Origin of the sequence: Bradyrhizobium sp. Ec3.3, assembly GCF_000472925.1 — a bacterium.
GTDB lineage: Bacteria > Pseudomonadota > Alphaproteobacteria > Rhizobiales > Xanthobacteraceae > Bradyrhizobium.
This window is the reverse complement of sequence record NZ_AXAS01000050.1, coordinates 42,365-68,627: the sequence shown is the minus strand read 5'-3', so window position 1 is coordinate 68,627 and position 26,263 is coordinate 42,365. Positions and strand designations below refer to the sequence as shown.

The 26,263-nt window shown below is 62.5% G+C and carries 28 protein-coding genes; 17 read left to right on the top strand and 11 right to left on the bottom strand.

Annotation, left to right across the window (positions count from 1 at the left end):
* Window positions 1-161, bottom strand: a 161-nt coding sequence (locus YUU_RS57040; protein WP_156944663.1) for a helix-turn-helix domain-containing protein, incomplete at its 3' end; no start/stop codon positions are given.
* Between the two features lie 444 nt (window positions 162-605).
* Between YUU_RS57040 and YUU_RS55335 the strand changes: the two genes are divergently transcribed.
* Window positions 606-890: a hypothetical protein gene (locus tag YUU_RS55335; RefSeq protein WP_156944662.1), complete on the top strand. Its 285-nt coding sequence runs from the start codon at window positions 606-608 to the stop codon at window positions 888-890.
* Between the two features lie 276 nt (window positions 891-1,166).
* On the opposite strand, the gene YUU_RS0134575 is transcribed toward YUU_RS55335, so the two are convergent.
* Window positions 1,167-1,886, bottom strand: coding sequence for a GntR family transcriptional regulator (locus tag YUU_RS0134575; protein WP_027526459.1), 720 nt, complete (start codon window positions 1,884-1,886; stop codon window positions 1,167-1,169).
* 288 nt (window positions 1,887-2,174) lie between these two features.
* Between YUU_RS0134575 and YUU_RS0134570 the strand changes: the two genes are divergently transcribed.
* The 8 genes from YUU_RS0134570 (at window position 2,175) to YUU_RS59175 (ending at window position 8,825) form a co-directional block, all read left to right on the top strand.
* A complete protein-coding gene (locus tag YUU_RS0134570) occupies window positions 2,175-3,161 on the top strand; it encodes an ABC transporter ATP-binding protein (RefSeq protein WP_027526458.1) in 987 nt (328 codons plus the stop codon).
* Between the two features lie 44 nt (window positions 3,162-3,205).
* The gene (locus YUU_RS0134565) at window positions 3,206-4,495 is read left to right on the top strand and encodes a PotD/PotF family extracellular solute-binding protein (protein ID WP_027526457.1); all 1,290 of its coding nucleotides are present in this window, start codon (window positions 3,206-3,208) and stop codon (window positions 4,493-4,495) included.
* Window positions 4,495-5,451, top strand: coding sequence for an ABC transporter permease (locus YUU_RS0134560; protein ID WP_027526456.1), 957 nt, complete (start codon window positions 4,495-4,497; stop codon window positions 5,449-5,451). The genes YUU_RS0134565 and YUU_RS0134560 overlap by 1 nt, the downstream gene beginning before the upstream one ends.
* Complete coding sequence (locus tag YUU_RS0134555) at window positions 5,451-6,329, top strand: ABC transporter permease (RefSeq protein WP_027526455.1); 879 nt, start codon at window positions 5,451-5,453, stop codon at window positions 6,327-6,329. The genes YUU_RS0134560 and YUU_RS0134555 overlap by 1 nt, the downstream gene beginning before the upstream one ends.
* Before the next feature lie 4 nt (window positions 6,330-6,333).
* Window positions 6,334-7,065, top strand: a complete 732-nt coding sequence (locus YUU_RS0134550; protein ID WP_027526454.1) for an aspartate/glutamate racemase family protein — start codon at window positions 6,334-6,336, stop codon at window positions 7,063-7,065.
* A gap of 163 nt (window positions 7,066-7,228) precedes the next feature.
* Entirely contained in the window at window positions 7,229-7,726 is a 498-nt protein-coding gene (locus YUU_RS0134545; protein ID WP_027526453.1) for a hypothetical protein, read from the top strand.
* A 707-nt stretch (window positions 7,727-8,433) separates the two neighbouring features.
* Window positions 8,434-8,658: a hypothetical protein gene (locus YUU_RS0134535; RefSeq protein WP_027526452.1), complete on the top strand. Its 225-nt coding sequence runs from the start codon at window positions 8,434-8,436 to the stop codon at window positions 8,656-8,658.
* Window positions 8,655-8,825, top strand: a complete 171-nt coding sequence (locus YUU_RS59175; RefSeq protein ID WP_156944661.1) for a hypothetical protein — start codon at window positions 8,655-8,657, stop codon at window positions 8,823-8,825. Before YUU_RS0134535 ends, YUU_RS59175 begins: the two co-directional genes overlap by 4 nt.
* Before the next feature lie 9 nt (window positions 8,826-8,834).
* Here YUU_RS59175 and YUU_RS0134525 read toward each other — a convergent pair whose 3' ends face one another.
* On the bottom strand, window positions 8,835-9,365 hold the full coding sequence (locus YUU_RS0134525; protein ID WP_027526451.1) for a gamma carbonic anhydrase family protein: 531 nt from the start codon (window positions 9,363-9,365) through the stop codon (window positions 8,835-8,837).
* A gap of 71 nt (window positions 9,366-9,436) precedes the next feature.
* A complete protein-coding gene (locus YUU_RS0134520) occupies window positions 9,437-9,766 on the bottom strand; it encodes a hypothetical protein (RefSeq protein ID WP_027526450.1) in 330 nt (109 codons plus the stop codon).
* Between the two features lie 204 nt (window positions 9,767-9,970).
* Between YUU_RS0134520 and YUU_RS0134515 the strand changes: the two genes are divergently transcribed.
* A complete protein-coding gene (locus YUU_RS0134515) occupies window positions 9,971-10,684 on the top strand; it encodes a hypothetical protein (protein WP_027526449.1) in 714 nt (237 codons plus the stop codon).
* Window positions 10,685-11,116: 432 nt separating this feature from the next.
* On the opposite strand, the gene YUU_RS0134510 is transcribed toward YUU_RS0134515, so the two are convergent.
* The 4 genes from YUU_RS0134510 to YUU_RS0134495 form a co-directional block, all read right to left on the bottom strand.
* Window positions 11,117-13,615: an arylsulfatase gene (locus YUU_RS0134510; RefSeq protein WP_035664174.1), complete on the bottom strand. Its 2,499-nt coding sequence runs from the start codon at window positions 13,613-13,615 to the stop codon at window positions 11,117-11,119.
* A 116-nt stretch (window positions 13,616-13,731) separates the two neighbouring features.
* Complete coding sequence (locus tag YUU_RS59170; RefSeq protein ID WP_156944660.1) at window positions 13,732-13,902, bottom strand: hypothetical protein; 171 nt, start codon at window positions 13,900-13,902, stop codon at window positions 13,732-13,734.
* 67 nt (window positions 13,903-13,969) lie between these two features.
* Window positions 13,970-14,359, bottom strand: a complete 390-nt coding sequence (locus tag YUU_RS0134500; RefSeq protein WP_156944659.1) for a hypothetical protein — start codon at window positions 14,357-14,359, stop codon at window positions 13,970-13,972.
* Window positions 14,360-14,635: 276 nt separating this feature from the next.
* A complete protein-coding gene (locus YUU_RS0134495; protein ID WP_027526446.1) occupies window positions 14,636-15,148 on the bottom strand; it encodes a DUF1269 domain-containing protein in 513 nt (170 codons plus the stop codon).
* Between the two features lie 876 nt (window positions 15,149-16,024).
* Here YUU_RS0134495 and YUU_RS52620 point away from each other — a divergent pair.
* From YUU_RS52620 to YUU_RS0134465, 4 genes are all read left to right on the top strand, one after another.
* Window positions 16,025-16,375 (top strand): hypothetical protein, encoded by a 351-nt coding sequence (locus YUU_RS52620; protein WP_051390030.1) that lies wholly within the window; start codon window positions 16,025-16,027, stop codon window positions 16,373-16,375.
* A gap of 496 nt (window positions 16,376-16,871) precedes the next feature.
* The gene (locus tag YUU_RS0134480) at window positions 16,872-17,378 is read left to right on the top strand and encodes a cupin domain-containing protein (protein ID WP_027526445.1); all 507 of its coding nucleotides are present in this window, start codon (window positions 16,872-16,874) and stop codon (window positions 17,376-17,378) included.
* 688 nt (window positions 17,379-18,066) lie between these two features.
* Entirely contained in the window at window positions 18,067-18,753 is a 687-nt protein-coding gene (locus tag YUU_RS0134470) for an alpha/beta fold hydrolase (protein ID WP_027526443.1), read from the top strand.
* A 301-nt stretch (window positions 18,754-19,054) separates the two neighbouring features.
* On the top strand, window positions 19,055-19,879 hold the full coding sequence (locus YUU_RS0134465; protein WP_027526442.1) for a hypothetical protein: 825 nt from the start codon (window positions 19,055-19,057) through the stop codon (window positions 19,877-19,879).
* Window positions 19,880-19,992: 113 nt separating this feature from the next.
* Here YUU_RS0134465 and YUU_RS0134460 read toward each other — a convergent pair whose 3' ends face one another.
* Window positions 19,993-20,892 carry a helix-turn-helix domain-containing protein gene (locus tag YUU_RS0134460; RefSeq protein WP_027526441.1) on the bottom strand — a complete coding sequence of 300 codons (900 nt, stop codon included), beginning with the start codon at window positions 20,890-20,892 and terminating at the stop codon, window positions 19,993-19,995.
* Window positions 20,893-21,085: 193 nt separating this feature from the next.
* Here YUU_RS0134460 and YUU_RS0134455 point away from each other — a divergent pair, with 193 nt between their 5' ends.
* Genes YUU_RS0134455 through YUU_RS0134445 form a run of 3 tightly spaced genes read left to right on the top strand, consistent with a single transcriptional unit; the run spans window position 21,086 to window position 24,833 of the window.
* Window positions 21,086-23,212, top strand: a complete 2,127-nt coding sequence (locus tag YUU_RS0134455) for a molybdopterin-dependent oxidoreductase (RefSeq protein WP_027526440.1) — start codon at window positions 21,086-21,088, stop codon at window positions 23,210-23,212.
* 2 nt (window positions 23,213-23,214) lie between these two features.
* Window positions 23,215-23,520 carry a ferredoxin family protein gene (locus tag YUU_RS0134450; RefSeq protein ID WP_027526439.1) on the top strand — a complete coding sequence of 102 codons (306 nt, stop codon included), beginning with the start codon at window positions 23,215-23,217 and terminating at the stop codon, window positions 23,518-23,520.
* The gene (locus YUU_RS0134445) at window positions 23,517-24,833 is read left to right on the top strand and encodes an FAD-dependent oxidoreductase (RefSeq protein WP_027526438.1); all 1,317 of its coding nucleotides are present in this window, start codon (window positions 23,517-23,519) and stop codon (window positions 24,831-24,833) included. The genes YUU_RS0134450 and YUU_RS0134445 overlap by 4 nt, the downstream gene beginning before the upstream one ends.
* A 37-nt stretch (window positions 24,834-24,870) precedes the next feature.
* Here the strand turns inward: YUU_RS0134445 and YUU_RS0134440 are convergent, their stop codons facing one another.
* Together YUU_RS0134440 and cysE are read right to left on the bottom strand one after the other, a co-directional pair.
* Entirely contained in the window at window positions 24,871-25,089 is a 219-nt protein-coding gene (locus YUU_RS0134440) for a DUF3126 family protein (RefSeq protein ID WP_007602550.1), read from the bottom strand.
* A 134-nt stretch (window positions 25,090-25,223) separates the two neighbouring features.
* Window positions 25,224-26,048, bottom strand: coding sequence for a serine O-acetyltransferase (gene cysE / locus YUU_RS0134435; protein WP_027526437.1), 825 nt, complete (start codon window positions 26,046-26,048; stop codon window positions 25,224-25,226).
* Window positions 26,049-26,263 lie beyond the last annotated feature (215 nt).

The following is a 26,263-nucleotide window of genomic DNA, read 5'->3' as shown; positions in this document are numbered from 1 at the left end:
ACACCTTCTGCGCGGAACCGCTTGACCCATTTGGCCACCGTCTTCGGTGTCGTATTGAACAGATCGGCCGCGCCAGCCTGGCTGAGCCCGCCTTGCGCCACGCTTCGGACCATCGCCTCTCGACCTTTGGGCGTCAAAGGCGCATTCTTGTGGACGTTCATCTGGTCTCTCCTTGGAACACTGAAGCTTCGCAACCTCAGCTTCCTCGGTTCAGACCAGATGGACAACCTCCTGACAGGCCACACCTAGGGCGCGGACGGCGGCGAAAGGTCGCCGCGCTTTCGCGTTCGTTATGCACCTTGGAACCGAAACTTTTTTAACATAGGTGAATTGCCAATGGGGGCTCGCGAGTGGTGTGAGGGCGAGCCATGCAGTTCCTGTCGCCGGGTGACGTGTTTCTGATGTCGATGATCACCGGTCTCGTTTTCCTGGTCGAGGTCGGCTTTTTCATCCTGTTTGGCATCATTTGACGCCAGTTCGAAAACTGTTCCGAAGAATGGAACAGCCGACCTCCGAGATCGTTCAATTGCGGCTGGAGGATCTCCACCATGCGCGTAATCGATTGCGTGCCGCCTCGCAGTCCGACTGAGCCTCGCAGCCGCATCGTGGACGAGCACATCGCCCTGTCGCTCAAGCAGTTGCGCATCTCGTTGGACCTCCTGAAGCACAAAGTGCCGAGGACATGGGGGTGGATCGACTATCGTGCCTATGTGATGGAGCCTGGCGAACATATCGCCGGCCGCATCGATCTCACATGCGCAGATGACGCAACCGCGAAATTGAGAGCGGAGCTATTGGCAGATCACGAGGTGATAGAGCTTTGGCAGGGTTTTCGACGCGTCGCTCGCTTTGAGCCCACGCAAATCGCGCACGAGCTTGAGGCGATATGAAGAATCCTTCGCCCGGAATGCGCAGGGCACTGCGTCAGGCTCAGCTCTACGGGCATCTGATCGTCCGAAATGACAGGCTGTATCACCCCGGAGGCAACCATCCGATTTGCTCCGTTCAGACCGCGCGGGAGATGGTCAGGTCCGGGTGGATGAGGAAGCGAGACGACGAATACGAGATCACACAAGACGGACAGCTCGCCGTCGAAAGTGAAAGCTTGCATTGACGCGGAGCCCCAGGCCAGTCCTACCCGTCCGGCGGAGGCTGCGATCCGCGCCTCAGGCGCCAAGCACGTCGGAGAGCCGCGGCTCGTCAGCCGCCGGCTCTTTCAGAAACAGCTCGGCCTCGATTTCCGTGAGATGTGAGAGCATCAGCTCGCGTGCCCGCGACTTGTCCTGCCTGCGGATCGCAGTGACGATCTCGGCATGATGGCTGGTGCCGCAGGCGGGTGTGTCGTGGCGGCGATAGAGCAGGATGATCAGCGAGGAGCGCGCGATCAGCTCCTTGAGAAAGCCGGCAAAGATGCTGTGACCCGACATCTCGGCGACCAGCCGGTGAAACTCGCCGGACAGCCGGATCGAGGCCCTGGCGTCGCCGCGGGTCTCTGCCGCATGCTCTTCGGCGAGATGTTGCTGCAGGCGCTCGAGCCAATCCGGCGACACTGCGTCGATGGCGTGATCGACGATCGACGGCTCGATCAGCCGCCGCGCCTCGAACACCTCGCGCGCATCGGCCGGCGTCGGCCGCGCAACGAAAGCGCCGCGATTCTTCTCGATGCTGACGATCCCCTCATGCGCGAGCTGGTGGAGTGCGGTGCGGACCAGGGTGCGGCTCGCGCCGTAGATCTCACCGATTTCGTCCTCGCCGAGCTTCGTCCCCGGCAGCAGCCGGTGCTCGAGAATCGCAGTCGTCACACCCTCCCGGATACGGCTGACGCGGTCGCTGCCATTGTCGGCAGCGAGCGACGTGTCAGACTTCGGTTGCGCTTTGGCGGCCATGGACTTTGGCTCGTTGGATGTGGGCTCGTTGATTTGGGGCTCGATCGTCAAAGCAGGCTCCAAAGGTTAGTCGACCAGCCGTATCCAATAACAGGCGAAACTTTATACAATCCCTGACCATTTTGTGTGCATAATGCTCCATGGCGGCCACCGCCGCGACGCCCGGATTTGCCGTCTCCGGGCTAACGATCTGACATTGCTACGCAGTTCCGAAAAAATGCCGCGGACTTCCGCTTGGCACGGGCCTTGCCGAGGAAAGCGGTAAATCGCTCTTTCCCTGGGAGCCCCATGGCCCTTCCCGCCGCCCTCGAACTGGTCTCGGTCACCAAGCGCTATGACACGACGCTGGCGGTCGACAGCGTCAATCTCAAGATCCCGGCCGGCACCTATTGCTGCCTGCTCGGCCCCTCCGGCTGCGGCAAGACCTCGACGCTGCGCATGATCGCCGGCCACGAGGCGGTCAGCGCGGGCGACATCATCCTCGGCCCCCACAACGTCACCGGCCTGCCGCCAGCCAAGCGCGGCACCGCGATGATGTTCCAGTCCTACGCGCTGTTTCCGCACCTCACCGTGATCGACAACGTCGCCTTCGCGCTGAAGATGCGAGGCATCGATCGGGCGACGCGCCACAAGCGTGCCGGCGAGCTGCTCGAACTGGTGGCAATGACGCCCTATGCCGGGCGCCTGCCGGCGCAGCTCTCCGGCGGCCAGCAGCAGCGCGTGGCGCTGGCTCGCGCTCTGATCACCGAGCCGCAAATCCTGCTGCTCGACGAGCCGCTCTCCGCGCTCGACCCGTTCCTGCGGGTCAGGATGCGCGGGGAGTTGAAGCGGCTGCAGCGCGAGCTCGGCATCAGCTTCATCCAGGTCACGCACGGCCAGGAGGAAGCGATGGCGCTCGCCGACCACATCGTGGTGATGAACCAGGGACGCATCGAGCAGCAGGGCAGCGCCCGCGACATCTTCCATCATCCGCGCACCGAGTTCGTCGCGCGCTTCATCGGCGGACACAACGTGCTCTCCGATGCCGGCCAGATGATCGCGGTGCGCGCCGATCAGCTCGGCATCAAGCCGATCGCGGATGGCGCCTTCGGCGCGCCGGCGCTTTTGACGGAAACCGAGTACCACGGCTCCTATGTCGCCGTCTCGCTCACGCTCGACGACGGGACCGCCCTGTTCTCCCACGTTCCCGAGGCCACCTTCGACGCCCACCCCTTCCGTCCGGGTGATCGCGTGCTGGCCACCTGGGATCCCGCCAAGGCGCAGCGTCTGCAATAGCGCCAACCAGTCCAGAAAATGCGCAACACAGAGGAGTGACTGATATGACAGAGACGACGAGGAAGACCGGCGTCAGCCGCCGCACATTGTTGAAGGGGACCGCGGGCCTCGCCGGTTTCGCCGTCGGCTCCGGCGCCATCACCGGCTTTCCCTACGTGATGTCGGCCGAGCCGAAAGTGCTGCGCTATCTCGGCACCGCCGTGAACGAGGGCGATGACATCTCGAAGCAGTGCCTGAAGGACACCGGCATCAAGATCGAATACATCACCGCGACGACCGATGACGTCACCAAGCGCGTGATGACCCAGCCGAACTCCTTCGACGTGCTCGACACCGAGTATTTCTCGCTGAAGAAGCTCGTGCCGTCCGGCAACATCCTTGCCCTCGACGCCAAGAAGATCAAGGAATTCGACAACATCACGCCCGTCTTCACCAAGGGCGAGACGCCCGGCGGCAAGAAGATCGGCAATCAGGGCACCGCGCCCTGGAAGGTGCTCTATCTCGAAGGCAAGGACTCCAAGACCTTCGCCAAGTCGGCGACCGAATTCGTGACGCTGATCCCGACCGTCTACAATGCCGACACGCTCGGCATCCGTCCCGATCTCATCAAGCGGCCGATCAGCTCCTGGGCCGAGCTGCTCAATCCCGAGTTCAAGGGCAAGGCCTCGATCCTCAACATTCCCTCGATCGGCATCATGGATGCGGCGATGGTCGTGGAAGCCACCGGCAAGTACAAATATGCCGACAAGGGCAACATGACCAAGGAAGAGATCGATCTCACCATGAAGGTGATGACCGAAGCCAAGAAGGCCGGTCAGTTCCGCGCCTTCTGGAAGGACTTCAACGAGAGCGTCAACCTGATGGCCTCGGGCGAAACCGTCATCCAGTCGATGTGGTCGCCGGCGGTCACCAAGGTGCGCTCGATGGGTATCCCTTGCACCTTCCAGCCGCTGAAGGAAGGCTACCGCTCCTGGGCCTCGGGCTTCTGCGTCTCCAAGGGCGTGTCGGGTGCGAAGCTCGATTGGGCCTACGAGTTCGTCAACTGGTTCCTGTCCGGCTACGCCGGCGCGTACCTCAACCGCCAGGGCTACTACTCGGCGGTGCTCTCGACCGCGAAGGCGCACATGGAGCCTTACGAGTGGGCCTACTGGATGGAAGGCAAGCCCGCCGAGAAGGACATCAAGGCGCCCGACGGCTCGCTGCTCGAGAAGGCCGGTGCAGTGCGCGACGGCGGCTCGTACGAGGACCGCATGGGCGGCGTCGCCTGCTGGAACGCGGTCATGGACGAGAACGACTACATGGTCCGCAAGTGGAACGAGTTCATCGCAGCGTGATGGACACGTCCGACGAGCTCCTGCAACAGGCATCCCCGGGCCTCGCCCGGGGATTGGGACTGACGCGCCAGAAAGCGGTGCGTCTGTCGCCCTCCTTCATCTCCTGGCTTCAGGCCGGGCCGATGATGCTCGTCTTCCTCGCCTTCTTCCTGATCCCGCTGGTGTTCGTGGTCATCGTCTCGTTCTGGGATTACAACGAATACCAGTTGCTGCCGACCTTCTCCGGGCGCGGCTACACCGACACGTTCGAAGGCTGCATCGCGCAGCTCCCCGATCTCTGCACGATCGGCAAGACCTATGTGAAGACTTTGAAGCTGTGCTTCATGGTCTGGGCGATCACCCTGTTCATCGGCTTCTGGGTCGCCTACTTCCTCGCCTTCCACATCAAGTCCAAAACCTGGCAGATGGGCCTGTCGCTGCTCTGCACGATACCGTTCTGGACTTCGAACGTGATCCGCATGATCGCCTGGATTCCGCTGCTCGGCCGCAACGGCCTCGTCAATTCGGGGCTGCTCAAGATCGGCGTGATCGACCAGCCGGTCGAATGGCTGCTTTATTCCGAATTCTCCGTGGTGCTGGCGCTGGTGCACCTCTTTACGTTCTTCATGGTGGTGCCGATCTTCAACTCGATGGTGCGCATCGACAAGTCGCTGATCGAGGCCGCCTATGACGCCGGCGCCACCGGGTTCCAGACCCTCGTCAACGTCATCATCCCCTTGGCAAAGCCCGGCATCGTGATCGGCTCGATCTTCGTCATCACCATCGTGATGGGCGATTTCATCACCATCGGCGTGATGGGCGGCCAGCAGATCGCCGCCGCCGGCAAGATCATCGAGACCCGGCTCAACGCGCTGCAATTCCCGGCGGCCGCGGCGAACGCCGTGATCCTGCTCGCGATCACCTTCCTGATCATCACCATGATGTCGCGCATCGTCGACATCAGGAAGGAGCTGTGATGCGAGAGGGACGCCCGCGCAGCTTCTATGTGCTCGCTGTGTTCTTCGCGGCCTATGTACTGTTCCTCTACGGCCCGATGATCGCGATCTACATCCTGTCGTTCCAGGGGCCGCAGGGCGGCCTCACCTTCCCGATGAACGGGGTCTCGACCTACTGGCTGTCGAAGCTGTTCCAGGGCACCGGCATCGTCGATCTCGGTGCCGCCTTCCGCCGTTCGCTGCTGCTCGGGCTCGTCGTGATGGCGATCACCGTCGTGCTGTCGGTTGCCGCCGGGATGGCCTTCCGCCGCAAGTTCAAGGCGCAGAGCATCCTGTTCTATTCGGCGATCGCGAGCCTCATCGTTCCCTCCATCATCACCTCGCTCGGCATCTCCCTGGAATTCCGCATCATCGACGACCTCATTAAGGCGCACTGGAACGAGAATTTCGAGACCTCGATGGGCCTGCTCACCTCGGGCTTAGGCGCGCATCTGACCTGGACACTGCCGTTCGGCCTGCTCATCATGTTCGCGATCTTCAACCGCTTCGACCCCAGGCTCGAGGAAGCCGCGCGCGATCTCGGGGCAACGCCCTGGCAGACCTTCCGTCACGTCGTGCTGCCGATCATCCTGCCCTCGGTGATCGGCATCGGGCTGTTCGGCTTCACGCTGTCCTGGGACGAGCTCGCCCGCTCAAGCCAGGCGATCGGTTCGGTGAACACGCTGCCGCTGGATCTCCAGGGCCTCACCACCACGGTGACCAAGCCCGACATCTACGCGCTCGGCACCATCATCTCCGCTGTATCCTTCGCGGTGATCACCCTTTCGCTCGGTGCCATCCACGTGCTGAACAAGCGGCAGGCCGCAAAGGGCTCGGATGCCGGCAAGGGGCTGGTGTGACCTGATGCGGCTCCACATCGTCAATCCCAACACCACGGCTGCGATGACGGCGAAGATCGCCGCGGCAGCGCGTGCCGTCGCCTTGCCGGACACATTGATCGATGCCCGCCAGCCCACGATGGGCCCGGTCTCGATTGAGGGCTTCTACGACGAGGCCTTTGCGGTGCCCGGCATGCTCGGCTGCATCCGCGACGCCGACCGCGATGGCGCGGACGCCCACATCATCGCCTGTTTCGACGACACCGGCCTCGATGCGGCGCGTGCGATCGCAAAGGCACCGGTGATCGGCATCGGCGAAGCCGCCTTCCATATGGCGAGCCTGATTGCGGTGCGCTTCTCGGTGGTGACGACACTCGGTGTCTCCATCGTGCCGATCGAGCATAATTTGCGGAAATACGGCCTCGCCGAGCGCTGCGCGCGCGTCCGCGCCGCCGAGGTCCCCGTGCTCGCGCTCGAGGAGCGCAATGCCGATGCGCTCGGCAAGATCTCCAGCGAGATCACGGCCGCGATCCGCGAGGACCGCACGGAAGCCATCGTGCTCGGCTGCGCCGGCATGGCCGACCTCGCCGGCGAGTTCGCGACCAAGCACGGCCTCCCCGTCGTCGACGGCGTCGCCGCCGCGGTGCCGCTCGCCGAGGCTCTGGTGCGACTCGGGCTGACGACGTCGCGACTCGGGCCCTATGCGGCGCCGCGGGCGAAGACGTATTCGGGGCCATTTGGCGGCTTTCAGCCCTGAATCCCGTGGCCCAAGCGGCCTTCTGCGGCCGCAACGGCCCTTTTTCAGCCCTCAGCCTCTTTTTGGTCCCATTTCCTGCCGAAACGTAACGTTTTCGGGACGCCCCGGCGGCCGTTGCCGCTGGTCTTCGCCACTTCAGTTCATTTTTTGGGCTTTGTCAGCGATGATCGATCTCGCACCGCGCGATACGCGAACCAGCGCCTTCACCCGCCTCGGCAGCCAGCCGATCGCGCTCGCGGCTGCGACCTTGCTCCTGCTCATCACCGGGGTCACCTCGATCGCGATCTGGCGCGTCTATACCGGCACAGCCCCGGAGTCCGACCGGGTGGTCACCGCCCGGCTGCTGCAGGCCCGCACCGCGCAGGCCTCCGAGCAGCTCGTGGAGAAAACCAAGGGGCTGGAAGCCACCCAGCAGGAATCGATCGACCAGCTCCAGGTGGTGCAGGACCAGCTTTCGACGGTCAAACGCCTGCTCGCCTCGCAGCAGGCCGACACCAAGCGCCTGTCGGAGCAGGTCGCGACCCTGACCGAATCCATCGACGGGCTCAAACAGTCCTACGCCAGCGCGCAGGCCGCGGAGACCGAGACGCCGTCGGTTACCCGCCGGAAGCCGGCCCGCCGCCACGCCAGCCTGCGCAGGCGAAGCAAATCGCGAAGCTGATCCGGCCGGCAGCGATTCGTTCCCGCCTGACGCGCCAAAATTTTGTGGCATGTGAACTAGATCACATTCCCCCGTATGATTCCGCGCCATGCTCCCGGTTACCGGATGGCGTGAGCCAATTTCAATATCCGGGGCTGGCAAGGTCGTTGGCGGTATATTGCGTCAACGGCCTTGTTTTTTGCGGCTGCTTTTCAAGCACTTAAGGGATCGGCCTCCCTCCCGGCTCAGCAGCCGCGGCAGATGCTCTTCACCGTCTTGTCCATCTGCTTGTTCTCCGCATCGACCGCCGAGTCGACTGACTTGTCTCCACCGGATCCCATACCGACGGTCCCGCCGGAGGACTGTGCGGTGCCCAGGCTGTTCGTCCCCCGCGGCAGAGTGGCCTGCCCCGTCGACCCGGCGCTGCCGGGACCGGTAGCGGACGTTCCCGCCGCCGTACCTGAAGTCGCGGAGCCACTCCCCGTCGCACCGGACGTTGCGCTGCTGCTGCTGCTTCCGCCCGTGCCGCCTCCACTCGTTTGCGCGAATGACGTCGTCGGCATCGCAAGGACCGCCAGACCAAGGACCGATGCAGCTATCGATGCCGAAACTGTTGCAGGCAATCTCATCATCGGAAACTCTCCCTTTCGCCACCAACGATGGGCGCACAGGCGCGTTCCGGAACAAATTCCGTCACGTACGATTTGAAAAGGGAGGCAGCGACGATCATGCGCAAGCTGATCGCATTCGACGAGGACACGTTCGGCAAGCTCAAGCAGCTTGCGCGCGATCGCATGGAGACCCTTCAGGATCTGGCGGACGAGGCCTTCGCAGACCTCCTGGAAAAGCACGGCATACCGGCCGACCTGAAGGACGCGCTGCGCAAGAGTGCCAAGCTCGATCAGGCAAATGCCAGTCGGACCGCGCGTTCGAGAGCCGGAAAGGCAAAATGATGGCGACGGATCCTGATCCCTTCGCCGAAGGCGAGCGCGCCGCGCGCGAGAACATCCCCGCCGAGGCCAATCCCTATCAGGACGGCAGTGACGAACATGCGCTGTGGGCCGCGGGTCATGAGAAGATCGCCGGATCCCGCGAGGCCCGGGAATCCGAAGGAAGCTGACGAGCGACGTCAGCCGATCCGGGTCAACCCCTTCTTGAAGCGCGGGCCGTTGGCGACGTAGAACTTCGCCGCGCTGCCCATCCTTGAGACTTGCGCATCGTCGAGCGTGCGGATGACGCGCGCCGGCGAGCCGATGATCAGCGAGCGCTCGGGAAATTCCTTGCCCTCGGTGATGACGGAGCCGGCGCCGACGATGCTGTTGCGGCCGATCTTCGCGCCATTCATCACGATCGCGCCCATGCCGACGAGCGCGCCGTCCTCGACGGTGCAGCCGTGCAGGATCACGTTGTGGCCGACGGTGCAGTTCCTGCCGATCTGAAGCGGAAAGCCGAGATCGGTGTGACAGGTCGAGCCATCCTGCACGTTGGAGCCCTCGCCGATCTCGATCCACTCGTTGTCGCCGCGCAGCACCGCGCCGAACCAGACGCTGGCACCGGGCTTGAGGCGCACGCGACCGATCACGGTTGCGGTGTCGGCGATGAAGTAGTTGCCGTCGGCGGGAAGGTCGGGCGCCTGCCCGTCAAGCTCGTAGATCGCCATGAAGGTCTCCTGTCAGGAAACCTTGGCATAGCGGAGCTGCGACGTTCAAGCAAAGGGCGCGAAGCGCGTGCTCAGGCCAGCACGCCGGCGGCGCGCAACGTCATCAGGAAGAACGTGCCGCTCATCATGCTCCAGAAGCCCGCGATGATGGTTGCCATCATCACGAATTCCATGCGGCGGCTTTCCAGCCGTGCTCCGCGCAGCGTGTTGCGCATGATGATGAAGGGCGCCGCGAACACCAGGAATGGCACGGCCGCAAAGGTCTTCGGCGCCACACCCTCCTGCAACAGCCCGAAGCCGGCGGGCCGCTGCGAAAGGGCCTGGTACCCATTCACCAGCGCGCCCGCGAGCGCGAAGCCGATGCAGATGGAGAAGAAGGAATTCAAGGTCTCAGGAGTCATCGGAAGTTCCGCCCATACGCAACGCTGGCCCCTTCCTCTGACAAAAAGTGCCGCTTAACGCTACATTAGCCTTAAGAAAAGGTTAACGGAGCGCCCCGCCTGAGTCATCCCCCCATGGGGAGCGGCGGATGCGCGGAACCGCCGCCGCGTGGCATATTCGCCGTTGATTCGTCGGCCAGCGGCCGACTTTGTGGCGACCCATTAATGAGCGTGTTCTCGGCAACCTCTTCCCGCGGCCGTCAGGGCCGGACCAGGGCGCACCTCGCCCCGCTCGTGCTCGGCGGCGTGTTTGCGGCCGGCGCGGTGGCGGTGGTCGCCTATCTCCTGTGGCCGACCTGGGGGACGGTGGTCGGCGCGAGCGCGCCGGACAGGCTGCCGGTCAGCGTCGGCGGCACGCTGTTCAACGTACCGACGGCGGCGATCCGGATGAAGATCCAGCGGCACTCCGGACCCCAGGAGCGCATCGACATCGATTTCCTCTTCCCCTCGCTCGAAGTGCCGGGCGTGCCGAGGCATGTCACCGCCGATGCGGTGGAGGACGCGACGATGCAGCCGATCGACCGCATCTTCCTGTCGATCGCGGCTCATCACGATGCGCTCGCGCCGGAGCTGCGGGTCAGCACCATCTATCCGCGCTATCTCGATCAGGCCGCGACCTCGCCGGAGGACGGGCTGACGATGCGGATGTTCCGCACCGAGACGCCCTACAGCAGCGAGGACCTGTTCTCCGCAACGAGCCCCGCCCTGACCGCGCGCTGCACACGCGATGCGGCCACTCCCGGCATGTGCCTTTCCGAGCGCCGCGTCGACGGCGCCGACCTCACCTTCCGATTTCCCCGAAGCTGGCTGTCGCAGTGGCGCGACGTGGCGGAGGCGATGGACAGGCTGACGGTGCAACTGCGCGGTCCGAAGGGCTGAGCGCGGCCGCCGACCAAAACATCGAAAACAACCCCATGCAAAGTAGCCGGGCGCTGGCGTGGCGAATTTCGCATTTTACGAACAAGACTTGACGCGTCGGGCAAATCAGGGGCAAGATGTCATCGTGGCGTGCGGCGTGTCCGAAGGACGGCCGACGAGAAACCTGAAGAACCATCGCACACCCTGTGCCAGTACCCGCCCTGTGAAAGAATTTTGGCTAGGCCGTCACCCCATAAATCTCCCGGGCGGACGGCTTGCCAGAGTCCGCTATCCCCGGTGGACTCAACCGGTCGGAGCAACACTCTAATCTTCTAGCAGAGATGGAGTGTGGACATGAAGCAGCGACGTCACACGCCAGATGCACCCCTATTACGACGTGCAAAACATCGTCGAGAGCCCCGCAGTCCGTGGACTTCGGGGCTCCGCCGAAAATTAGTTATTCGCATCAGCGCGGGCGTGCCGAATGACCCGATGTTCATCACTGGTTAGCTGCACCGGCCCGAGCTTGACGGTGACCTTGTCAATCTTCCCGGAGAAGCGGAACGGGACTTGATAATCCTTGTCTTCAACAGGGGTGCGGGTATCGACACCCACGTCGAAGGTTTCGTCAATGGTCATGAGGAATGGGGTGGTGTGCGGGACCTTGCTGGTCGCAACTTCCTTGTCGTCCACCTTCAGGACGCCCGTGCCACCCTTGCCGAAGCCGGCTCCATCATATTTGAAGTCAAACACGATAGTGTGCTTGCCCGGCGCGAGCGCGTCCTTGCCTTCCCAACGGAAGCGTTCGAGGTCAACGAGGTTATAGAGAAACACGGGCTTGCCTTTGAGCAAATACAGGCCGTAGCCGCCGAAACGGCCACCGAGGGTGACGATCATCCCTTCGTTGCCGTCCTGCGTGCCCGCGCGGCCAACGGTGGAGGCACTGCCTGGAATGTCCACCTCGGCAGTGATCGTATAGGACCTGTTCAGGATGCTGGGCGCATCGCTCTCGGGCAGACCTGACATCTCGCCCGAGTACGTGAACGTGTCCCGCCCTGCCGTCGCGCTTGGCCGTGGCGCGATGATGCGCTGAAGGACCGAGTTGTCCAGCGGAAAGACGTTGTACTTCGCCGCTTCCACCATGAACAGTTCCTGCATCTCTCGCAGCTTGTCCGGCATCTTGGCCGCGAGGTCGTTATTCTCCGAATAATCCTCCGCGATGTTGTAGAGCTCCCACTTGTACCCATTCACAAGGTCCGTAGGCAGCTTGGCTGTACCAAGAAGCCACGGCGGCGCAGGTGGCGTTGTCGCAGCCAACCAGCCGTCGTGATAGATTGCGCGGTTGCCCCACATCTCAAAATACTGCGCGGTGCGCGTGGACGGCGCGTTGGCGTTCGCCTTGTCGAAAGTGTACGCCATGCTGACGCCTTCAATCGGTTTCTGCGCGATCCCGTTGACCATCACCGGCGCCGGAATGCCGATTGCTTCAAGGATGGTCGGCACAATGTCGATCATGTGGTGGAACTGGGTGCGAATACCACCGGCATCCTTGATACGGTTGGGCCAAGCGATTGCCATGCCCTGCCGAGTGCCACCGAAGTGCGACGCCACCTCCTTCGTCCACTTGAACGGAGTGTCAAACGCCCACGACCACGCCACCGCCATATGCGGATAGGTCGCGGCTGACCCCCAAACATCGTAGGCCTTCAACTGTTCAGCGATGGGCAAATCCAGAATGCCGTTATAAGCAGTGTATTGGTTCGGCGTGCCGCGCGTGGTGCCTTCCGGGCTGGTGCCGTTATCGCCGCAGATATAGATGATCAGGGTGTTGTCGAGCTTGCCTTCGTCCTGAACCTCTTGGATTACACGGCCGATTTCGTGGTCGGTGTAAGCGGCATAAGCGCCGAACACTTCCGCTTGGCGCGCGAACAGCTTCTTCTCATCAGCCGTTAGCGCATCCCATTTTTGCAGGTCGTCTGGCCAAGGGGTAAGTTGGGTGTTCGCGGGGATCACGCCGAGCCGCTTCTGATTGGCGAAGATTTTCTCGCGCAGGGCGTTCCAGCCGTCGTCAAATAGGTGCATGTCGTGGATCTTGTCGACCCACTCCTTGGTCGGCTGGTGCGGCGAATGGGTGCCGCCGGGCACGTAGTAGACGAAGAACGGCTGGTCGGGCGCGGCAGCATTGAGCCGTCGCATATGGGCGATAGCCTCATCCGCCATATCAGTCGTCAGGTTGTAGTTCTGCTTTCCGACCCACGGGGAAATCTGCGTGGTGTTCTGGAACAGGTAGGGCGTCCACTGGTCTGTTTCGCCGCCCATAAAGCCATAGAAGTAGTCAAAGCCCATCCCGGTTGGCCACTGATCGAACGGTCCCGCCGCGCCGTACTGATAGCTTGGCGTGTTGTGGTTCTTGCCGAACCACGACGTGGCGTAGCCATTTTGCTTCAGGATCGTGCCGATGGTGGCGCTTTCCGGTCCGATGATGCTGTCGTATCCGGGATAGCCGGTGGACTGTTCGGAGATAGTGCCGAACCCCACCGAGTGGTGGTTGCGGCCGGTGATGAGCGCTGCCCGGGTCGGCGAGCAGAGCGCGGTGGAATGGAACTGCGTGTAGCGCAGTCCCATCTGCGCGATGCGATCCATTGCTGGTGTCGGAACAACACCGCCGAACGTGCCCGAGACGCCATAGCCTTGGTCGTCGGTCATGATCAGGAGAATGTTGGGTGCACCCTGCGGTGGCACCACACGGGCGGGCCAATACGGCTTTGACTGGCTGGCTTGCAGGCCAATTTCCCCGCCAAACCTTGGCGGCGGCGGCGGAAGATATTTTCCATCAATCGTCGTCGTGGCACCGGGTGAGCCCGGCGTGCCGGTCGTCTGTTGTCCCGGCGCCTGCACAGAGGAGAGCACGCTCAACGCAGCGACGGAGAGTAACAGTACGGATATTTTCATCACCATCTCCCTTGTTGCACCACCTGCGCCCCAACGCAGATGGCGCTATCGCAATTGCTCTACCTTGGCCGCCATGTCGGGATAGCGGGCGATCCTGTAGGTCGCGTTATCGCATCTCAGAACCCAGACCTCATGGTCCGGCCTTGATCGCTTGGCGTCCCGAACGTTCCGAGCAGCTCGGAGAAGAGACGGCGCCACTCTTGGTTCGGATCGCGGAAGTCGGTCAGCGCCGCGACAATCTCGTGATCCAGATGACTCAGTGTTCGGTCGGCCTCTGCGCGCGCCATGAGCAGCTCCTTCCTCTAGTCGATGCCCCCGTCCGTTAGCCTCTCCCAGCCATGCTTGCCCACCTCGTTATCGCCCTGCGGCGCGCGTCAGGATGGCGGCCATCAATTGGCTCGTTGTCTGACCCGAGGCTGCGGCTTGGCTCCTGAGCTCCCGAAAGACGCCGGGAAGAAGCGGAACGTTGGCGACGATCAGCTCCCCTGGCGCCATCAAGTTCGCCGCGATCTGCTGTTCCACAACGCTGCTGAACCGGCGCATGCGGCTCCATCGCTCGGCGGCGGTGAACCCCGCTTTGCGGGCGACGACACGACAATACGCTGCAATCAGCACATTCTGCACGTCGCTCCACGAGACATTCGGATTGGCGAGTTGCAGCCGATTGATCGCCTCGTTGATTTCGTTAGCGAGATCGACGCGGTTTTCACTGACGAACAGCCCGCCGCCGGAAGCGTCGCCCATGAGATCAGAAACGGACGCAGCGCTGATTTCCGGACATTCCAGATTTTCGGCGCCATAGCTGTTTTGCGCACCCCAGCAGAGAAGCATCAAGAGCACAAACACCGAGGTGACACGTCGAAAGCCGTGCTCTAAAATCACGATCAGCGAACGCGATCGTGCAACTTCTCCGACGCGAAGTCGGCTTGGTCCGAATGACATGGCATGGCCTCTCAATGTCCGTTACCGCCGGACGGCGACGCTCGCTTCCAGCCTCGCCGTCGAGTTCGCGAAGGCCAGTCAGGCGGCCGCAGCGGGCATGGCCGCCTTGACGCCGGCTAAAGCCGCCTGAAGCGCTGCTTCCTTCGTGTGATCGAGCGAGGTTTTCAGCACTGTGCCGCCTTCCCCCTTGAGACCTTCCAGCACCTTGTCTGCGGTTAGCTTCCGCACGAGGACGAACAGCGCCGCTGTCCCCGGCTTGATCGCAGCCGCCGTGTCCTTCATGAACTTGTCGTTGATACCAACATCCGTTAAAGCGCCGCCGACGGCACCGCCGGCGGCGCCCAAGGCGGCACCTGCAAGCGGCATCAAAAATATCAAGCCGATCAGTGTACCCCAGAATGCACCACCGACAGCGCCAGCTGCAGTCGTGTTGATCATCTGATTCAGCTTGATATTGCCCTTGTCGTCCTTCACCGCGACCACGGCATCGCCCAATTCGAGCAAATATTCCTTTTGCATGGCCAACAGTTTCTGACGGACTTCTTCTGCCTTCGTCTCAGTCGGAAATGCGATTACGACGAGATCACTCATAGGATCCTCCTTTACGTTCATACTTTTCAGCGCACCGCACTCACGCGCGTACACAACTGAGCGCCCCAAAACACACGACGGTTCGCGCCATCTCTCTGACCATGAACCAAAGTTAGTATGGGAAACTATGCGCTTTCGGCAGATTTAGTTGCAGTGAGCAGCCGAGGTCCGCTCCCGGTCAAAAGCAGCGGTGCATGCGAGCATGGATCAGCGTCCGGTGTACTGTTAACAGCAGACCTATCCACACCCACGACGCTCAGTAGTCCGGCGGCATCGGCCTCCCTCGGATAACCCGACCAAGTGGCAATGGCGCTGCGGCTTCTATCCCGGATCACGTCCCAACGAATGCACCTCCGGCACCGCCGTGAGCGTCGAGAGCGCACGCGCAGCTTTCTCGGCGGCGTGGGCGATGCTCTTGTTCAAGCGGACCGAAGCCGACTTTGAGGCGTGGCGGGAACAGCTAGATTGGACGGCGCGGAAGCATGCGACATGGGCGCGCAGCGATTAGGTGTCTGCCCGATGAACGACAACCATGACATTGTCCTGATCAGGGAAAGGCGGGACCGAAGCCCCGCGCCCGTTGCGCGACTGCCTTTTCCCTGAGTGAAACACAACGCCGCCCGCTCGAAATAAATGCAGGCGGCGCTGTCCAGCCCCGGGAAGGGTGCTGCAAAATCCCGGATCCTGTCAGTATGGCTGATGCGTTTCGAATTGTCAGTTCGGTAAGCGACATTGGCGAAAGCGGTGGGCTGACGTTCAAAATCTTACCGCATACCCGATTGAGGTAATCCGGATTTGCAAGCCGCCCGTGGCATAAGCCCGCTTGGGCGGTGTTCATCGTCACAGCCTTCCACTTCCGGGGCGGGAGTGTTTGTTATGTCTCGCTCGCCACCCATCGTGCCGAAAGATTTAAACGACGACACCTACATCGTGCTGGACGCCTCCGGAACTTGGGTAGGGCGCACCTGGTGGTACGGTGAGGATAACCATGAAAGACTGATCTGCGACTTATTGGAGGGCCGCTATACCCCTCCCCTGCGCATCGTCTGTTTTAACACCACCGAGGGCTGGTCGCGCGTTGTAACGACAGACATCGCCGCTGAGCTGCAGCGGCGTTCGGCCGAAGGGGAAAATATCCCAGCCTTTCTGCAATATTTGTTGCAAATGGCCATCCCCACAGAGCAGAAACACCTTGGAGCTGCCCGCCGCTCAAAACGCCCCCGCTAAGGGGCGAGGCAGCGCGCAACGGTTCGTCCTAGGTGGCTCGGTCGGTCCCGAGCGTTTCCGCGCGGCGCGCAGCATGGGCGCGAGGGCCTTTTCTCCAAGCACCGCGATCGACCTTACCGAGGCCAGCGGCAGAAGCATCGGGTCAAGGTGAAGAACCGGCAGCATCCGGCGATGGAGCGAGAGCTCTAAAGCGGTCGAAAAGTGACAGGCCGCGCTGGGTCGTACACGTCGTCAGCGACCAGAACTGCTTCTCTTCGCAGGTGTATCATTCGCCACCGTGAGCTTATCGCCAGCTTGCAGCGGCCCTACGGTTACAGCGTGACCGTGAAGGACGGGCATAGTAAGATGGTTGCAAGTCCGAAAGGCAAGTATGCCGATTTCCGGATCATTGGCGTCGAACAGAAACAAGCCACCGTATCTGAGCGCTACGAGGGGGGATGCCCAACCCTCTAGCTTGTGGTGAGTGAAGTGAGAAGTAAGCCAAGGAGGAAAGGAAATGAAGCGACCAACCGTATCACTTGCCGTTGCTTCTGGCCTTGCTGTCATAGCAGCAGCACAGATCATCCTGCCGAAGGCGGCACCGCAGGCCGCCGAGATGCAAATGAAGCCTCCAGTCAATGTGGAAGACATTAAGTGGGGTCCCGCTCCACCGACCATCCCGCCCGGCGCGCAGCTCGCCGTCGTAGCTGGTGACCCCAGCAAGGAGGGGCTGTTCACAATGCGGTTGAAGATGCCGGCCAACTACAAAGTTCCGGCCCATAACCATCCCACCGACGAATTCGTGACAGTGATCTCCGGTGACTTCCGTGTCGGTCTCGGCGACAAGCTCGATATGGACAAGGGGCAGTCCCTGAAAGCCGGAGCTTTTGGCGAAATGCCAGCAGGCATGAACCACTATGCCTGGACCACGGAAGAGACCGTGGTTCAGATCGCCGGACCCGGGCCGTTCGCTATCAACTACGTCAATCCGGCCGACGACCCGAGCAAACAGGCCATGAAATAACGGGTGAGCGAGAAGCCAGCATTATGAATGCCGGCGATCGACCGCCTACGCCTTATGCGCTTCGAACTGCCAGATGATCTTGTCGAGCGCCAGGTGAAAAGCGAATGGTGGCAGGCCAGAGCGTCGCAAGGTCGGCGCGGCGTGCGTAACCTCTATTTGCGACGATGCGGCTTGTATTTCGGAGGGTCCGTCCCCGTAATTGCCCGATACCACGCGGCGTCTGATTGCGCCTGTGCTCTGGCAGCGGCGAGCTCCGATTGTCCCTGATAGAACTGGCTTAGGGCGAGGTAGCAATCGGTGCGCGCCGGTCCGCGAGGTATCGTGCTGCAGTCCCTCTGCGCGATCGCGATGGCAGGACAATTCACCAGCCCAATCGCGACGACGCTCGCGGTCAAATACCTCATGACGCCTCCGCGCTCTATTGGTCGAGGTCGAAATCCAGCCCTCGCCGCCGGAAGAGCATAGCGGATCGTCTCAATAGCGACCTCCTTTGATTTCGAACATCAACCTGTTCAGGGACGGAGAAAGAGACAAGGTCGCTGCCACTCCCTTGTCGGGGGTGAATCGACATCCTCTGTGCAGCTCGTGACCCCAACCAGCCCGGCCTCACATCATAGTGAGATCAATCCCGATCAAGCGGGGCAAGCTCGTTGAGCAACTATTCCGGCAGCAACGGAGGAGAACTCACATGGGAACATTCGTCCTTGTCCCCGGGGCAGGCGGCATGGCTTGGTATTGGCACCGCGTGGCCCCGCTCATTCGCGCGGCGGGGCACGAAGCCATCGCGGTCGATCTGCCTGGCGACGACAGAAACTCCGGTCTCGCGACGTATGCTGACATCGTCATCCGCGCGATCGCGAAACGAAGCGACGTGATGCTTGTCGCCCAGTCGCTCGCGGGCTTCACGGCTCCCCTCGTTTGCAAGCGTGCGCCTGTGCGGATGGCCGTGCTCGTCAACGCGATGATCCCCGAACCCGGGGAGACCGCCGGCGCATGGTGGGGCGCCACGGGAGCGGTCGAAGCGCGGGAAAAAGCTGCGACGCGCCGCGGCTATGCGACGGAATTCGATGTCGCAACCTATTTTCTGCACGACGTGCCGCAGGACGTGCTGCGCACCGGCCCGGAACACCCACGCGAGGAAGCCGATGCCGTTTTCGGCGAGCCCTGTCGCTTCGAGCGCTGGCCCGACATCCCCATTCATGTTCTTGCGGCAAAGGACGATCGTTTCTTCCCGGTCGAGTTTCAACGGCGTGTCGCGCGTGAAAGGCTTGGAAAGGAACTAGAGGAAATTCCCGGTGGCCATCTCGTCGCCTTGTCGAATCCGAAAGGACTGACCGATCGCCTTCTTGCGTATGAGAGGCGCCTGGCACGCTAGCCCGTAGGATGATGGAGCGCAGCGATACGCGTCCTACAAGCCGCGTTGGAGTCGTCTCCCGTGCATCAGAGCAGAGAGCCATGAAACGGGCGACGAATTTTTTTCTCTCGACGGGTCAGGGTTCCTTCCGTAGTTCTCCGGCCGTGAACATAGTTCCGCCTTCTCGGCTGCGTTAAACCGAGCCCTGGAAAGCGTCGCAGACTCAAGAACCATCTGCGTTCCGTTGAACATAGCTTCGCCGCAGCGCAGATGCGTGGACCGCTCTCAGGCGGATGCCAATGCATTTGATACGGAGCAGCCAATGAATTCCACGCTGGACGACAATCTCGCGGAAGGACAGATCGCGAGCCTGGAGGAACAGCTTTCGAATTTGGCGCGCGAAGCGGGGGTCAGTGCCACGGACCCGCCGACCAGCATCCCGCTGGCTAACACGAAGACGTCTCGCGCCCCCCTGGCAGCGATTCATCGATTGGCAGATTGGCGCTATGCGGCTCTCGCCGGTTCTCTGTTGGCGGCTTCCATTGGTATCGCTGCCTCGTGGTCGTCATCCTCCGTTGATACCGCGATAATGCCCCCCGCAGACACCGCACGTCTGACACACGCCACGCCAGACATCGCCGCGCCGAAAGACGTCGCGCCAACTGTCGTGGACCTGCATTCCGAGTTGGCGCAGCAGCTCCAACCGATCGCACGCGACGTCGCTGCCTTGAGCCAAATGGTCGAACAGCTCAAAGCGAGGCAAGACCAATTGGTCAGCGACAATGAAAATCTCGCGACCCAGCTCAAGGCGAGCCGGGATGAAAGCGCGCGCAACAAGAGTATCATCGACCAGATCAAGGCGGACCAGACCGAGATGGTGCACGAAAGCCAGATGCTCGCCGAACGGTTCAACGCGAGCCAGGAACAACTCGCCCAGGTCGTCGCCAACACTTCCGAGCCAAAGGCGACGCCCGACACGCCACCAAAGGTGAGCCCCGAAGAGCCAAAGGTAATGCCCGCAATACCACTGCCGCGTCCGCGGCAGGCGGCCAGTGTCGCCCAGACGCAAAAGCCGGCGCAAACCGCGGAGCGGTCGCAAGCCAAGAAACCGCAACCATTATTGGCATGGCCATGGTCAGCGCGCTAATCCGGACAGCAGCCGCTTGGCGACTGACCGGTCGCCCTCTCAAGACTACCAAGCGCCAACCTTGCGCTCCTCCCATCCTATGAGTCGCGCGGGGCCGAGGGCAGTCCGCCGCGTCAGTCGCGAACCTTCTGCGCGCGATAGAGGCTCGGCGTCGTGCCGACGGCCTTGCGGAAAGCGCGGTTGAAATTGGCCTGCGACGAAAATCCCGTGGCATAGGCGATATCGACCAGCGGGCGATCGCTGGTGGCCAGCAGCCGCTTGGCTAGATCGAGACGCTGACGGCTGACATATTCATGCGGCGCCGCACCGGTCGCCGCCTTGAAGCTGCGGGAGAAATGCGCGGGGCTCATGCAGGCCACCGACGCCAGATCCTTGACCGTGAAATCGCGCTCGACGGATGCGTCGATGAACTCCGTCACGCGCGACAGCCGCTTGGCGTCGAGCGACCTTTGACCGGCATTCAATCGCCGCAGCCTGACCGCCGTGGCCGAGTAGGCATGCACAAGATGGGCGGACAACGCACGCCCGAGGCTTTCGATCAGGAGCCGGCCGGTGGAGGTCTCCTGTTCGAGCTCCTTCAAAATCCGATCCGCGACGTGCTCGATGAACATGTCCTGATCGATGCTCTCGTAGCGGATCGAGATTCCCGAGGGGTCAATGTCGAGATCCCGGAGCATGGTGTCGTCGAACGGCTGGCCGGGAAGAAAGAGATGCAGGCATTCCTGCATCTGGTTCTCGACGCGGATGAAATCTTCGCGAATGCCGGCCGGACAGAGCCACACGGTGCCCTTTCTGCCGAAGGTCCGCTGCCGCATGCCCGCGCCTTCGCGATCGACGACCGAGTTGCCACGCAGCAGGATTGCGATCTCGGTGTCGCGCGGCAGTTGCGGCGGCAGATCGCCCGGCTCATGACTCCATCGCTCGGCGAGGAGATGCCCCCATCGCCGGTCGTTGGACGTCTGAAGCATTCTGCCGGTAACATATTTATCGACAGAATTGCCAAGCACACCCATCGGGAATCTCCGCCAGATAACGCGATGTGGGTAAAAAGGTATTGCTGGGTCCAGCAATTACCATGCCAGAGATCCGGCAGGCCGTCCATCAACCCAGAGCAGTCCGGGACAACAACACCGCACGTTTTGAAAAGCCAGGCCGCGCCCGGCCGCCGCATCCTTCACCGTCTTGAATCGGGAAACGGAGAGACCCATGGCCCGGACCACGGTAATAGGCGCGTGCCCCCACGATTGCCCGGACACCTGCTCCATCCTGACCACGGTCGAGGATGGTAAGGCCATCGCCGTCCGCGGCAATCCCGATCATCCGTTCACGCGCGGACGGCTTTGCGTGAAGGTCAACAACTATGAGGAACGTGTCTACAGCGACAAGCGCGTCCTCCATCCCCTGAAACGGGTCGGCCCGAAAGGCTCCAGGCAGTTTCAACGGATCTCCTGGGACGAGGCGATCGAGACCATCGCATCGCGCTGGAAGTCGATCATTGCCGAGCACGGCGCGCAGGCGATCCTGCCCTACAGCTATCTGGGCACGCAGGGCATCATCAACGGGCTGAACGTCGGCGATCCGCTCTTCAACAAGTTAGGGGCGACGGTTCTGGAACGCACGTTCTGCGATTCCGCGTCATGCACGGCGTACATGATGACGATCGGGCACACGCCGGGCGTCGATCCCGAGAGCTTCGTGCACTCGAAATACATCATCCTGTGGGCCTGCAACACACTGAGCACGAACTCGCATCACTGGCCGTTCATCGAGCAGGCGAAGAAGGCCGGCGCCAAGCTCGTGGTGATCGATCCCGTGCGGACCCGCACGGCGCGCCTCGCCGACTGGCATATCCCGATCCGGCCCGGCACCGACGCTGCGCTCGCACTCGCGATGATCCACGTCATCATCAAGGAGAATCTCGTCGATCGCGATTACGTCGACAAGCACACCGTCGGATATGATGAGCTGGCGGAGCGGGTGTCGAGCTACACCCCCGAATTCGCGTCGCAGGAAACCGGCATTCCCGTTGACGACATCGTCAAGCTGGCCAGGGAATTTGCGACCACGCCGCCGGCCGTCGTGCGCATCGGCGTCGCAGTCGAGCGGCATGCCGGCGGCGGCCAGACCGTGCGCGCGATCGCCTGCCTTCCGGGATTGATCGGCGCGTGGAAGCATGTCGGTGGCGGCCTGCTCCAGCTTCCGATCTGGGCATTCCCGGTCAGATGGGACGTGCTGATGCGCCCCGATCTGCAGCCCGAGAAGATGCGCGTGCTCAATTCCTGGCGCCTCGGAGCGGCGTTGACCGGCGAACTCGGCTTCGACCCGCCGATCAAGTCGCTGCTCGTCTACAACGCCAATCCGATGGCGATGGTGACCGAACAGGGCAAGCTCGAAAAGGGGTTGGAACGCGAGGATCTCTTCACCATCGTTAGCGAACACTTCCTGACCGACACCGCAAAATATGCCGACATCGTTCTGCCCGCGACCACCCAGCTCGAGCAGAAGGACATCATGTTCTCCTGGGGACATCTCTATTTGTCCTACAACAATCAGGCGATCAAGCCGCTCGGCGAAGCCGTTCCCAACACCGAGCTGTTCCGCCGGCTCGCGCGCGCGATGGGCATCACCGACCCGGCCTTCTTCCGGACCGACGACGAGATCATCGAAGGCTCGCTGGACTGGAGCAGTCCGGTCCTCGAGGGCATCACGCTCGATGACGTCAAGGCCAAAGGCTATGCGCGCCTCAACATGCCGGCACCTGCGGACTGGGCGCCGCATCGCGATGGCAATTTTCCGACCGCGTCGGGCAAGTGCGAATTCAAGTCGACGATCGCCGGCGGCGGCAACTTCGTGGTGCCGCTGTTCCGCCAAGGCTACAATGGCGACCAGGACGGCGCGCTGGTTGATCCCCTGCCCCACTACATCCCGCCGAACGAGAACGCGCGCACGGCACCCGCGCTCGCAACGCGCTACCCGCTCAGCCTGATCTCGCCGAAGAGCCACGCCTTCCTGAATTCGAACTACGGCAACCTGCCGGCCCAGACGGCCCAGGCCGGCGAGGAACAAGCGGTGCTTCTCAATCCGGACGATGCGGCACAACGCGGGATCGTCGCGGGTGCGCCGATTCGCGTGTTCAACGATCGCGGCGCGTTCGAGGCTTTTGCGACCGTTTCATCCGACATCATGCCGGGCGTCGTGGTGGCTCCGTCCGGCTACTGGCAGCGCTCCAATCGCAAGGGCGCGACGGTGCACGCGCTGACGCCGCCCGCGTTCGCCGATCTCGGCCGGGCCCCGACCTTCTCCGACATCCTCGTTCAGGTCAGCGGAGCCTGACGATGACGTATGTGGTCACCGACAATTGCCGCGGATGCCGGTACACGGAATGCGTCACCGTCTGCCCCGTGGAGTGTTTCCATGTCGACGACGCCATGACCTATATCGACCCGGAGAATTGCATCGACTGCGGCGGCTGCGCGCCGGCCTGCCCGGTCGGCGCGATCGAGCCCGACTATCGCTTGCCTGCGGACAAGAAGTTCTGGATCGACGTCAACCGCAAACGCGCCGCCGAAACCCCTGTCCTCAGCGCGCGCCTGCCCCCTTTGCCAGGCGCCGATGAACGCAGGCAGGCGCTGGGCCGATGACGGCCCCGGCTGAAAGCGCACGCCGCGTCGCCATCGTCGGCAGCGGACCGAGCGGCTTCTATACAACTGAGGCGTTGTTGCGCTCGGGCACAGCGGTCGCCGTCGATATGTTCGAACGGCTTCCGGTGCCGTATGGGCTGGTGCGGTTCGGCGTTGCGCCCGACCATCCCAAGCTCAAGCAGGTCACGACGGCCTTCGACCGCATCGCCGCCATGCCAGGCTTTCGCTTCATCGGCGGCGTTGCGGTCGGAGACGACGTCACGGTCGACGAGCTGCGCGAGGCCTATGACGCTGTCGTGCTCGCGACGGGCGCCGAACTGAGCCGGGCGCTCGACATCCCCGGCGAGGCACTGCCGGGCAGCCACAGTGCCGGCGATTTCGTCGCGTGGTACAACGGGCATCCCGATTTCCGCGATCGCCAGCTCGATTTTGACCATGAGGCGGCGATCGTGATCGGCCATGGCAACGTCGCGCTCGACGTTGCGCGCATTCTTGCCAAGACCGCTGACGAGCTGCGCCAGACCGACATCACGCGCCATGCGCTCGAGGCTTTGGCGGAAAGCCGGATTCGCACCGTCTACGTCGTCGGCCGCGGCGGGCCGGCGCAGGCCAAATTCACTGCGAAGGAATTGCGCGACTTTCTCGAATTGAGTGCATGCGACCCGTCGGTCGAGGGGCGCGACGTTGCAGCAGATGAATTCGAGCCGCGACGTCCCGATGATCCAGAGCTGGCCGAAAAGCTGTCACTGCTGCGCACGTTCTCGCAGGCGGCAACCACGAAGCCGCGGCGCTGTGTTTTTCGATTTGGCCTGTCGCCCGTCGCAATCAACGGACGCGGTCGCCTGGAGACGATCTCGTTCAGGGACCGGTCGGGCACTGTGGAGAACATCGCGTGCGGCCTCTCGTTCAGCAGCGTCGGCCGCAGGACGGCGCCTGTCGCCGGTGTTCCCTATGACGCGCATCGCGGAGTCCATGCGAATATCGACGGACGCGTCGCGATCGGTGATTCCCTGCTCGAGGGTCTCTATGCCTGCGGATGGAGCAAGCGCGGACCGAGTGGCACGATCGGCACCAATCGCGGCTGCGGGATTGCGACGGCTGAGGCCGTTCTTGCGGATCTAGCCCATCGACGGCCGCGCTCGGATAGTCCCGATGCGCTGCTTGCGCGGCTCTCCAGCCGCGTCGCGCGCATCGTGAGCTATCCGGATTGGACCACGGTCGACGCGGCCGAGAAACGCAGGGGAGCCCTGCTCGGCAAGCCCCGGGAGAAATTCGTCACGATCCCGGACATGCTTGCCGCGATGGATGCGTGACCCCGAACGGGCCGCAGGCCCCAGAGCGGGGCGGCGCCTACTCCTGATCGACGAGATCGTCCTCGAGGATCGCCATCTGGAACTGGAACGAGCGATCATCGTCCTCGTCATCGACGAACAGCACGCCGATGAACTCCTCGCCGATATAGACTTCGGCGGAATCGTCCTTCTTCGGCCGCGGCACGACACGAATCTTGGGATTGCCGAACACGCGCTTCAGATACGCGTCGAGCTTCCTCACTTCTTTGACGTCCACGGCAAGTCTCCAATCGAAATCTAACGTGGCGGGGTTTTAGGACGAGACGCGACGAACCGCCAGCATGAATTCCCAAAGAATTCTGGGGACGATCGGGGCCGGAAGGCAAGGCCCCGATTCAAATCGAACCAGGATCAAAGTCCCATGGCGTTGATCATCTGGTCCATGGTGCGCGACGGCTCGGCGCAACCGGCCTCGCCGACGATCTTGGCGGGAACGCCGGCAACGGTGACGTTGTGCGGCACGGGCTTGACCACGACCGAGCCGGCCGCGATGCGCGCGCAATGGCCCACCTCGATATTGCCGAGGATCTTTGCGCCGGCACCGATCATGACGCCGTGACGGATTTTCGGATGGCGGTCCTCGTTCTCCTTGCCGGTGCCGCCGAGCGTGACGCCATGCAGGATCGAGACGTCGTCCTCGATGAGCGCGGTCTCGCCGCAGACGAAGCCGGTGGCGTGGTCGAGGAAGATGCCGCGGCCGATGCGCGCGGCGGGATTGATGTCGGTCTGGAAGACGGCGGAGGCGCGGCTCTGGAGATAATACGCAAAGTCCTTGCGGCCCTTCAGATAGAGCCAGTGCGCGAGACGATGGGTCTGGATCGCGTGAAAGCCCTTGAAGTAGAGCAAGGGGTCGATGAAGCGGGAGGTCGCGGGATCGCGGTCGTAGACCGCGACGAGATCGGCGCGGAAGGCGTTGCCGAGATCGGGCTCGTCGCGTAGCGCCTCGTTATAGGTCTGGCGCACGAGATCGCCCGACAGCGAGGCATGATCGAGCCGATCGGCCAACCGGTGCACGACCGAATCTTCCAACCGACTGTGATGCAGCACAGTCGAATAGATGAAGGTCGCAAGCTCGGGCTCGCGCTGGACGATGTCTTCGGCCTCGCCCCGGATCCGATCCCAGATCGGATCGAGCGCTGCGAGCTTTCCTGCCGGATTGACCTGATGCATTGCCATGGCGTGCTCTCGAAATTCGCTCGTTTCGTTTGACCTATAGCACAGTCTAGCGTGCCCTGTCCTTGCAGGCTTGCCTGAGAGCGAACACGGAGTTACCCACGACACCCCCTCAAAGCCTTGAATCAAAAGGATTTCTTCTGACGTCCCACACGACGAGGTCGGCTCAAAGTGGTCAGAGTTCTGCCAAATTCAAGCCGGGCAGCGTCAAACTATTG

Bases quoted from the DNA above. Each gene is read 5' to 3' on its own strand.
- YUU_RS0134575 (WP_027526459.1), bottom strand. From the start codon at position 1,886: ATGGCCGCCAAAGCGCAACCGAAGTCTGACACGTCGCTCGCTGCCGAC.
- YUU_RS0134570 (WP_027526458.1), top strand. From the start codon at position 2,175: ATGGCCCTTCCCGCCGCCCTCGAACTGGTCTCGGTCACCAAGCGCTAT.
- YUU_RS0134565 (WP_027526457.1), top strand. From the start codon at position 3,206: ATGACAGAGACGACGAGGAAGACCGGCGTCAGCCGCCGCACATTGTTG.
- YUU_RS0134560 (WP_027526456.1), top strand. From the start codon at position 4,495: ATGGACACGTCCGACGAGCTCCTGCAACAGGCATCCCCGGGCCTCGCC.
- YUU_RS0134555 (WP_027526455.1), top strand. From the start codon at position 5,451: ATGCGAGAGGGACGCCCGCGCAGCTTCTATGTGCTCGCTGTGTTCTTC.
- YUU_RS0134550 (WP_027526454.1), top strand. From the start codon at position 6,334: ATGCGGCTCCACATCGTCAATCCCAACACCACGGCTGCGATGACGGCG.
- YUU_RS0134545 (WP_027526453.1), top strand. From the start codon at position 7,229: ATGATCGATCTCGCACCGCGCGATACGCGAACCAGCGCCTTCACCCGC.
- YUU_RS0134535 (WP_027526452.1), top strand. From the start codon at position 8,434: ATGCGCAAGCTGATCGCATTCGACGAGGACACGTTCGGCAAGCTCAAG.
- YUU_RS59175 (WP_156944661.1), top strand. From the start codon at position 8,655: ATGATGGCGACGGATCCTGATCCCTTCGCCGAAGGCGAGCGCGCCGCG.
- YUU_RS0134525 (WP_027526451.1), bottom strand. From the start codon at position 9,365: ATGGCGATCTACGAGCTTGACGGGCAGGCGCCCGACCTTCCCGCCGAC.
- YUU_RS0134520 (WP_027526450.1), bottom strand. From the start codon at position 9,766: ATGACTCCTGAGACCTTGAATTCCTTCTTCTCCATCTGCATCGGCTTC.
- YUU_RS0134515 (WP_027526449.1), top strand. From the start codon at position 9,971: ATGAGCGTGTTCTCGGCAACCTCTTCCCGCGGCCGTCAGGGCCGGACC.
- YUU_RS0134510 (WP_035664174.1), bottom strand. From the start codon at position 13,615: ATGAAAATATCCGTACTGTTACTCTCCGTCGCTGCGTTGAGCGTGCTC.
- YUU_RS59170 (WP_156944660.1), bottom strand. From the start codon at position 13,902: ATGGCGCGCGCAGAGGCCGACCGAACACTGAGTCATCTGGATCACGAG.
- YUU_RS0134500 (WP_156944659.1), bottom strand. From the start codon at position 14,359: ATGGGCGACGCTTCCGGCGGCGGGCTGTTCGTCAGTGAAAACCGCGTC.
- YUU_RS0134495 (WP_027526446.1), bottom strand. From the start codon at position 15,148: ATGAGTGATCTCGTCGTAATCGCATTTCCGACTGAGACGAAGGCAGAA.
- YUU_RS52620 (WP_051390030.1), top strand. From the start codon at position 16,025: ATGTCTCGCTCGCCACCCATCGTGCCGAAAGATTTAAACGACGACACC.
- YUU_RS0134480 (WP_027526445.1), top strand. From the start codon at position 16,872: ATGAAGCGACCAACCGTATCACTTGCCGTTGCTTCTGGCCTTGCTGTC.
- YUU_RS0134470 (WP_027526443.1), top strand. From the start codon at position 18,067: ATGGGAACATTCGTCCTTGTCCCCGGGGCAGGCGGCATGGCTTGGTAT.
- YUU_RS0134465 (WP_027526442.1), top strand. From the start codon at position 19,055: ATGAATTCCACGCTGGACGACAATCTCGCGGAAGGACAGATCGCGAGC.
- YUU_RS0134460 (WP_027526441.1), bottom strand. From the start codon at position 20,892: ATGGGTGTGCTTGGCAATTCTGTCGATAAATATGTTACCGGCAGAATG.
- YUU_RS0134455 (WP_027526440.1), top strand. From the start codon at position 21,086: ATGGCCCGGACCACGGTAATAGGCGCGTGCCCCCACGATTGCCCGGAC.
- YUU_RS0134450 (WP_027526439.1), top strand. From the start codon at position 23,215: ATGACGTATGTGGTCACCGACAATTGCCGCGGATGCCGGTACACGGAA.
- YUU_RS0134445 (WP_027526438.1), top strand. From the start codon at position 23,517: ATGACGGCCCCGGCTGAAAGCGCACGCCGCGTCGCCATCGTCGGCAGC.
- cysE (WP_027526437.1), bottom strand. From the start codon at position 26,048: ATGGCAATGCATCAGGTCAATCCGGCAGGAAAGCTCGCAGCGCTCGAT.